We start from the raw sequence: 8,317 nt of genomic DNA, 5'->3' as shown, positions 1-8,317 counted from the left end.
GAGAGCAAGCTATAAGATTGCAAAAGGCAATGCGACCCGAAGGGGAGCGAGCCGTAAGGTCACTTAAGGGAGTTTTGCGTCAGCAAAACAAACCGCGACACTGGAGAACTGATCGCGCCAGCGATCAGGATCGACACTAAGCACCGAAGGTGCACGTCACTCTCGCAGTTTGGAAAGTACAACAGGAAGTAACCGCTCCACAAAACCTGCATACGCCTTCTCCGAAGGATGCAGCTGATCATCCGCTACCAGCTCAGGGTCATTAAGGCCTTTCCTTGTGATATCCGTTATATCGACAAAGCTAACTCCGGATTCGGTTGCCACTTTTTTTGCATATGTATTATAACGATCGAGTTCTTCAGAAATATTCTCGGGCTCGGGCAGTGCCTGACCGAAAGGCGTATATGCGTAATCCGGAATAGAAACTACCACCACTCTATCTTTATCATTTCCGGCAAAGGCAATGGCTTTTTCAAACAAGGTAACGAATTCTTCTTCGTACTTACTGAAGTCTTTGTGTTGATATTGATTATTTACACCGATCAACAAGGTAACCAGATCACGAGCTCCTGCGGGAGCTTTTTCTTCGATTCCGTTCAGCAAGTCTTCGGTCGTCCACCCTGTAACAGCAATGATCTGCAGGTCAACCTCATCGAAATTATGGGTGAGTAATTGTCGTTTTAATTGTTCCGGAAAATTACAAGTGTCACAAACACTATGACCGATTGTATAACTATCTCCCAATGCGAGATAATTCACAGTTCTTTTATCCGGGTTTGGCATCGATTCATTCATTTCTTTATCCGCTCTTTTTTCACTGGCATTTTGAACGCCGCAGGCTGTAAATATAAAAGAAATCAAAATCAGACCAAGGAGATATGACGGATAAAAAATTGTGGTGATTTTAGTTAAAGTATACATCTTCATAGGCAAAGTATTAGTGATAATCAGCGATCTTCTGCGGACCTTCGAGTACGGTTCTTACGATTTGCAAATACCCTTCATCCGTAGTATCGATATACCATTTGATCAAGGATATTTCTCCATTCACGAATTCGATCCCTGTGATACTTCTCGGATGTACACAACAACCGTCATTGAATAGTGGAAGATCGCCGGGTTCGGGGAATCTTGGCCGGTGCGTATGTCCTACGATCGTGAACAGATTTTTCCTGAAGGTAATCCACCTTTTGGTTCTTTTTTCAATCTTAAAGGATTCCAGATTATTCCTCGCAGGACTTGTAGGATCCGAAATTCCAACGACTTGCAGGGGTCGCCAGAGCACCCGTACCATCAAACGGGCAAACCTCCAAAAGGTATAATTCCAGGTATCGGCCTGATGTCCGTGTACCAAAAAGATTTCCTGTCCGGTTTGGGTATGCTTAAGACGTATCGCCTCATGGATTAGTAATCCCGGCATGAAGGAGACCTCCTCACCGAGATTCGGATCATACCAGGTGTCATAATGCCTTTTTACATATCGGCTATCTTTATGTACCATATCATGATTACCATACAGCATATATAACCGTTTGTTATCATGAAAATCCTTTAATAAGGCATAAACATTCTTATGCGCCTCCAATATGGTATGAAACCGGTGATTCTCCCAGAGTTCATCCCCATCTCCGAGTTCTATATAGGTGAAGTTCTCCTGAAAATAATATTTCAGGGCATGGAAGTAAATATTGCGGTTATTGGCGAATTCATCTGCAAAACTGTTATCACCCCGGTGACAATCACTAAAAAATACGAATTTAGATCCATCATCAAAATTGATAATGGGCGCTTTGGCGAATGCCTTTTCGAAACGACGATGACTGGCAGAGAACATATTTTAATCAATAACCGGCATTCCCGTTGGTTTTCCATCCAGGCTTACCAGGTTCTTATCCTTCTGGTACTGATGAATTCCAGCAACACCTTTGTCTTCAGCCCAATCAGCGAGCTCGGTTCGTTCACTTTTAAAATCCATGAAAGGAACTGCCATGCCACAAGAGGTTTGTACCAGGTCGACATTCATTTCAAAGATCTGTCGGGTACCGGCAATCTTAGGAAATTCAGATACATAGCGTTCGAATTCCGGATCGCCTTCATGCCATGCCTTTGCATGTCCATATAAGCGCAGTATCATTGGCGGGCCATCGAAAGCACAGAACATCACGGTCATCCGATCGTTGAACTGAATATGGGTCGCGGTCTCATTACCGGAACCGGTAAGGTTCAGCCAGAGTACTTTATTGGAAGAAACCACACGAAAACTGTCCATCCCTTTTGGAGACACATTCACCCGTCCATCAGCCATCGCAGTACCTACGAAAAATATTTTCTGTTCAGCGATAAACCGCTCGATCCTCGATGTGATCTTATCATACTTTTTGCCCATGATTGCCTGTCTTTTACACAAAGTTAGCAAATTAATTTAGTGACATTGGTGATACCGGTGATACTGGTGACATTAACGACACTAGTGTTACTAGTGTGGCTAGTGTGGCTAGTGTTACTAATTATAAATTTCTTTTCTGCTGTTTATAAAAGGAATCTGCTTGTAGCTGCATGATATCTCTCGCCACCTTGCGTTTATAATTGTAGAGTTCCTCTTCTTCTGAGAGATCTTCGTAGACTCTGTCATTGATTGCCGCATCGGTTTTAAGCTGTTGCTTACGTTGATTGGCTTTTTGATCGGCCCAGGTTTTAATGGTCTGTTCTGCATCTTCCAGCTTTATATCATATTCTCCCTGTGGCGCCATAAGTTTTGAGATGATCGGTGCGGTCTCAATGGCAAGGAACAAAAGAAAAATAAAGAAGGATGGGAGCCACGGCAATTTATCAAGAGCATTTACCCGTGCCATGAGCCCGTCGAAACCCTCGATTACCGGCTGTGTTTCCACGATCTTATCGGCAAGTCCCTTTTCCAGGGTAGCGATCTGTTCCTCATTGGCGATGATCTTCGTATTATTTAACTCACGTAAGGCATGCAGTTCTGCCAAAGCAGTGTCATGTTTTGCTCTTTTTTCGGCGTAGACCGGCCCCTTGCCGATCTTCAGGGTACCTTCCCTACCTTCAGCCTCGGCAATAAACGTATCGTAGAGTGAATTTACCTCCGCTTCCTTATTGACAACTTCATTCTTTAAGCCATCGTTCTCGGTTTTAAGTGCAGTGATCTCCGGACTGAATTGCTGGGTTAATTGAGATTTATTATCCAGGGTCATCTGATTTTTCTCTTCCAGTAATACCCGGTCAATCTCCTTTTCGAAAATCTTTAGTTCAAGTGGTTTTGCGATCACTACGGCAATGATCACCGCCAGAATGATCCGCGGCACCGCTTGTAAAAGCTCAGCTGTAAAATCATTTCGTTTTTTGATCGTAGAAACAATGAACCGGTCCAGATTAAAGATCAAAAGTCCCCAGACAAACCCGAAGAAAACGGATGTATAGATATTATCAAATACGGTATATAACGCGTAGGAAGCTGCAATAAAAGCCATGAGAGCGGTGAAGAAAACGGTCCCTCCGATCCCGGCCTGTTTTATCTGTTCCGATCTTGAACAATCCTTAAGAAGTTCGTCATCGGCTCCGGAACACATCCAGAAAAACTCTTTGATCATAAGCTGCGATTTTGATTGATGTCATGTTATATAACGCAGTTTTCACCAAAATGTTACAAATAATGCGCTTAGAAATTGAATGTTGCAGACAGAAAAGGGAGAATAGCGATTTTTAGATGATCGTACGCTTCATCCAGAAAGCTCCATTACTTCCTGCCCCTTTAGAAAATAAAGGGGCACTGCAGACGTATGAAAAAATGTTTCGTTAAAAGTGATACTGGTGATTCAAGCAACACAATTGACACTAATGTTTCTTTTGTCACTGGTGTCAATTGCGTAGTATAACAATCTAATTCTTCACCTGGGGAGGCAAAGGAGGAAATGGTTTCGGCACCACTTTCTGCATGTCCACATCCAGCTTGATAAATTCTGATATCATTTTCTTCAATAAAACACCCACCTCACGATGCTCTTCTTCGGTTAGATTTTTAACTCCCTCAGGATACCCACCTTTAGAGCTCATATATTGCTCCACCGCATTTCTGGCATCCAGGTAAGGTTTGGTCTGCTCATTATAGGGAAAACCGACAACCTCCACTACCTCGATCACTTCCTGATCCTCCACTACTTCGATTACTTCCTGTTTCTTACCCTGATCCTCCACTACTTCGATGATCTGTGGTTTTATATTTTGAACCTCCAATAATGATTTATCGGCGTCAGTCAGATCTTCTTCACTTTTGTAATAAACATTATTGTCATCCACCAGCTTAAAATAACCTTCATTAGGCAATTCGGGTGCTACAATACCTTTCTCTCCTTTTTTAAGGAGATAGGAATACATCTGTTGCAGATCCGCATAAAGATTGATAAGCTCCTGCTGTTCCCCTCTGCTTCGATTGATAAAGGTTTTCCCATCTTTAAGAATTGTATTATAAGCGTTTAATTTCTTAAGATACTGATCCTTTACAGATTGGAGGGAATACTCAGAAGCCGATTCGACAATAACCCCTGAGGATTCCTGCTTTTGAAAGATCACGTTACGGTCGCTAAAACCATAAACAACAAAGGAAACCAATAAAACACATCCGATATACCGGATCTTCTTTCCAAATTTTGAAGTTTTAATGTTCATAACTTTAAATCGTTTTTGAATGAATGAATAATTGAATGAATGTACAAGATCAGAAGCATTTCCCGACCTCAGATAACTGAAGATCAATTGCTGATATTCGGCAAGAGGAATGCCTCTTTTTAATACTTCCTGATCTGCCAGAAACTCATGATTGAGTTTGATATATTTCGTGTATTGAAAGATCACCGGATTAAACCACAACAAGACCGTCATGATCTCAGAGAACATCAGATCCCAGGAATGTCCCTGACTAACATGGGCTGTTTCGTGTTCAATTACAGCATCCGGCAGGTTATGACCCTTGTAATCCTTTTTGTTGAGGAAGATAAAATTGAAGAAAGATTGCGGAGCATGCTCATCGTCCAGTAATATAAGGGTATAATGATCTTTTCTGACCTTCTCTCCCTGCCTTATATACTTTCTGATCTTCAGGATTCTCATCACAAACCGAGTCAGAAATAAGAACATACCCACCATATAGACCGAAAGGATCAGTATCTCCCAATTAAACGCTACCCCATAAGCCGCGGTATCCACAATAACCTCGGGCATCTTCCCGGTTTGCTGTGCTACATGTTCCGGGAGGTTACTATATACCGGGATAATTATAAAAGGGACCAGGATACTTAAAACTAATCCCATCAAAAGAAAAATTCTTTTGAATTTGTGCAATGAGGTCTTTTCAAGTAAAGCACGGTAGCTAACCAGCATCAACAGTGCAATTACGGTCGATTTCCAGATAATTGGCCACATCATTTTTTCGATTTTAATTGTTCATCGATCATTTTCTTTAACTCCTGCAACTCGGCCTCAGTCAAATCTGTACTCTCCGTAAAGAACGAGGCGAATTGCGTCGGAGAGTTATTGAAGAAATGCCTGATCATACCCTTAAGTTGTCCGGAGAAATACTGACTCTTTTTCACTAACGGATAGTATTCTCGATGCTTTCCATGTTCAGTATAATCAACATATCCCTTTTCACGCATCCGTTTCAACAGGGTAGCCAGTGTCGTAGTTGCCGGCTTTGGTTCATCATAGGCATCTAAAAGATCTCTCAGATATGCCTTCTTCAGCTCCCACAATTTTACCATTAAAGCTTCTTCTGTTCTTGATAATTTATTTTCCATATCTCATTTAGTGTTCTACAAATGTAGAAATAATTTTTAATTCTACAAACGTAGAGCACAAAACAATCACCTGTAAATAAGTCATTTATACAGAAACTCTCTCAAACCCCCTATAAATTCAGGCTCTGATGATGAAAAAAAGATTAAAAAAAAGCTGCCAAAAGGCAGCTTTCATATTATTCATCCAGTGAGAAATCCTTGGGTGGATCCTGACCTTTCAAATGTTTTACAAAATAATCCCATCGTTTGACGGTCATATAATTGGTCATATTTCCATAACCATGACGCTGGTTTGGAAAGATGATCATATCGAAATCCTTATTCGCTTTGATAAGGGCTTCTACTACCAACATCGTATTAGATGGAGGCACATTATCATCTAGTTGACCGTGAGTAATCAAAAGATGCCCTTTGAGATTCTCAGCCATCAGTTGGTTCGCCTGATCACTGTAATTATTGATTCCCTCAGCATTTTGCTTCAGCAGTCCCTGCCATTTTTCACCCCAATCATCTTCATAGTTACGGTTATCGTGATTACCTGAACCGGAAACCGCTACATCATAGAAATCAGGATATCGCAATATCGCATCCGTAGAAGCAAATCCTCCCCCTGAATGTCCCCAGATACCTACCCGGGTGGTATCTATCGCCGGATATCTCCCGGCAAGCTGTCTGATGGTAGCGATATTATCCGGCAATCCATTATCTCCCATATTCCCGTAATAGGCATCATGGAAAGATTTTGATCTGCCGGGTGTTCCCATCGCATCCACGCCAAACACTATAAACCCAAGTTCAGCAACCGCTTGAAAATCACGACGTGATTCTCTGAACGAATAATCTCCGATACTTCCCGATTGTGGACCCGGATATATATAGTTCAATATTGGATATGATTTGCTTTCGTCATAATTACTCGGAAGACACATGATCCCATAGAGATCGGTTTCTCCATCACGTGCTTTCACTGTAAACTCTATCGGCGCCAGCCATCCGGCTGCTTTCAGTTCAGAAATATCTGCCTTCTCGAGCTCCGCAACTACCTTTCCGTTCAGATCACTCAATACACTCACCGGTGGGTTCGCAGTTGTCGAATAGGTATCTACCAGAAATTGGTAATCGGGCGAGAAGGTAACATTATGGTCTCCTTTTTCAGGGGTGAGACAAACCAGATTCTCTCCATCAAAATCAACCTTATACATATATTGATAATATGGATTCCCTTCTTCTTTGCCTCCCGCAGTAAAATAGATCACCCTGGCATCTTCATCGATGTGAACCACTTGTTGTACTTGCCATTCACCTTTAGTGATCTGATGTTTCAAAGCTCCGGTATTCAAATCATACATATAGAGATGCCCCCAGTTATCTCTTTCCGAGTACCAGATCACCTCATCAGATTTATGCAAAACGAACCAGTTTTCAGATCTTACTCCAGATTCATAATAGGTAGGTGTGGTTTCTTTTAAAACCGATCTTACCGCTCCGGTTTGCGCATCAGCGATCTTTAGCTCAGCGGTCTTATGATCTCTGGAAGATGAAACAAATGCAAATTTGGATTCATCCGGACTCCATTCTGCATCCAGCAAGACCCCTCCTCTTCCGGCAATATGGTCGGTGGTGGTGGATCTTTGAAAATCAGGATCCATTTGAAGACGGATCAGTTTAGGAGTTGCGGGTTTCAGATCGACGATCAATCGTTCGATCATAAATACTGCACTGTCTCCCGGTAATGGATATTTCCATTGTTGCAGGTCCGGATGCCCCACTTTGGTATTCACCAGATACATTTCTCCTACACCGCGTCCATCCTGACGGAAAGTAGCAATCTTATCGGAATTCGGAGACCAAAGCAGTACCGGGCCGTCACTATGTGTCCAGCCAGCATTGTTGGTGGCATAACCATAATCCTCTTTTCCGTCAAAGGTAAGTTGTGTCAACTTTCCGGTTGACACCTCCTTGACCCAAAGGTTATGATCCTTTATAAAAGCAGCCTTCTTCCCATCAGGTGAGAGGATTTCATTTCTGTTGAATCTTCTACCATTATCTGTTACTTCAGATTCACTCAGCTCTCCGGTTTCCGGTGAAAAGCTATATTGCTTCCCAAAAGTGCTGAATTCGATATTTCCACTTTCACTTACAGTAAATGATCGGAATGGAAGGCTGTCAACCTTGACTTCATGTCCGGCTGACTTTGTGAGTGCCAGTGCGAGTTGTCTGTGATTAAAAGCGGGTGTTTTCTCCTGAGTTCTAGCGTTCACACTTATAAACTCCCTGCCTTCAGGTGTATTTTTCATGTAACTGAAGATGCTGTCATTGGTCCATTGTCCGTCTTCAACGGTATTTCTGACCAAGTTTGACATATTCGGATACATGTACCCTGCGGCTCGTTGGTAGTCATCCAGCGTAACCTGTTCTTCCGGAGCTTTCTCCGTACATCCCGTGATCAGCCATAGCATAACTAATCCTGAGAGCGTTTTGAATTTTGAATTCATAGTAATAGGTTG

The 8,317-nt window shown here is 42.3% G+C and carries 7 protein-coding genes; all 7 read right to left on the bottom strand.

The annotated features are described in order from the left end of the window. Positions 1-156 precede the first annotated feature (156 nt). On the bottom strand, positions 157-927 hold the full coding sequence (locus tag DMZ48_RS18020) for an SGNH/GDSL hydrolase family protein (protein WP_242009250.1): 771 nt from the start codon (positions 925-927) through the stop codon (positions 157-159). A 10-nt stretch (positions 928-937) separates the two neighbouring features. Then, a complete protein-coding gene (locus DMZ48_RS18015; protein ID WP_143956571.1) occupies positions 938-1,834 on the bottom strand; it encodes a metallophosphoesterase in 897 nt (298 codons plus the stop codon). A gap of 3 nt (positions 1,835-1,837) precedes the next feature. Continuing rightward, on the bottom strand, positions 1,838-2,386 hold the full coding sequence (locus tag DMZ48_RS18010) for a pyridoxamine 5'-phosphate oxidase family protein (protein WP_143956570.1): 549 nt from the start codon (positions 2,384-2,386) through the stop codon (positions 1,838-1,840). A gap of 121 nt (positions 2,387-2,507) precedes the next feature. After that, the gene (locus DMZ48_RS18005; protein ID WP_143956569.1) at positions 2,508-3,608 is read right to left on the bottom strand and encodes a DUF4407 domain-containing protein; all 1,101 of its coding nucleotides are present in this window, start codon (positions 3,606-3,608) and stop codon (positions 2,508-2,510) included. Between the two features lie 289 nt (positions 3,609-3,897). After that, positions 3,898-5,439: a M56 family metallopeptidase gene (locus tag DMZ48_RS18000; RefSeq protein WP_143956568.1), complete on the bottom strand. Its 1,542-nt coding sequence runs from the start codon at positions 5,437-5,439 to the stop codon at positions 3,898-3,900. Continuing rightward, a complete protein-coding gene (locus DMZ48_RS17995; RefSeq protein WP_143956567.1) occupies positions 5,436-5,810 on the bottom strand; it encodes a BlaI/MecI/CopY family transcriptional regulator in 375 nt (124 codons plus the stop codon). Before DMZ48_RS17995 ends, DMZ48_RS18000 begins: the two co-directional genes overlap by 4 nt. Before the next feature lie 176 nt (positions 5,811-5,986). Beyond that, the gene (locus DMZ48_RS17990; RefSeq protein WP_143956566.1) at positions 5,987-8,305 is read right to left on the bottom strand and encodes a S9 family peptidase; all 2,319 of its coding nucleotides are present in this window, start codon (positions 8,303-8,305) and stop codon (positions 5,987-5,989) included. Positions 8,306-8,317 lie beyond the last annotated feature (12 nt).

The organism is Robertkochia solimangrovi (genome assembly GCF_007279655.1).
Lineage (GTDB): Bacteria > Bacteroidota > Bacteroidia > Flavobacteriales > Flavobacteriaceae > Robertkochia > Robertkochia solimangrovi.
The sequence above is the reverse complement of the archived record's forward strand: the minus strand, read 5'-3'. Positions and strand labels throughout refer to the sequence as shown.

Coding starts and splice junctions, on each gene's coding strand:
- DMZ48_RS18000 (WP_143956568.1), bottom strand. CDS start 5,439: ATGATGTGGCCAATTATCTGGAAATCGACCGTAATTGCACTGTTGATG.
- DMZ48_RS17995 (WP_143956567.1), bottom strand. CDS start 5,810: ATGGAAAATAAATTATCAAGAACAGAAGAAGCTTTAATGGTAAAATTG.
- DMZ48_RS18010 (WP_143956570.1), bottom strand. CDS start 2,386: ATGGGCAAAAAGTATGATAAGATCACATCGAGGATCGAGCGGTTTATC.
- DMZ48_RS18015 (WP_143956571.1), bottom strand. CDS start 1,834: ATGTTCTCTGCCAGTCATCGTCGTTTCGAAAAGGCATTCGCCAAAGCG.
- DMZ48_RS18005 (WP_143956569.1), bottom strand. CDS start 3,608: ATGATCAAAGAGTTTTTCTGGATGTGTTCCGGAGCCGATGACGAACTT.
- DMZ48_RS17990 (WP_143956566.1), bottom strand. CDS start 8,305: ATGAATTCAAAATTCAAAACGCTCTCAGGATTAGTTATGCTATGGCTG.
- DMZ48_RS18020 (WP_242009250.1), bottom strand. CDS start 927: ATGAAGATGTATACTTTAACTAAAATCACCACAATTTTTTATCCGTCA.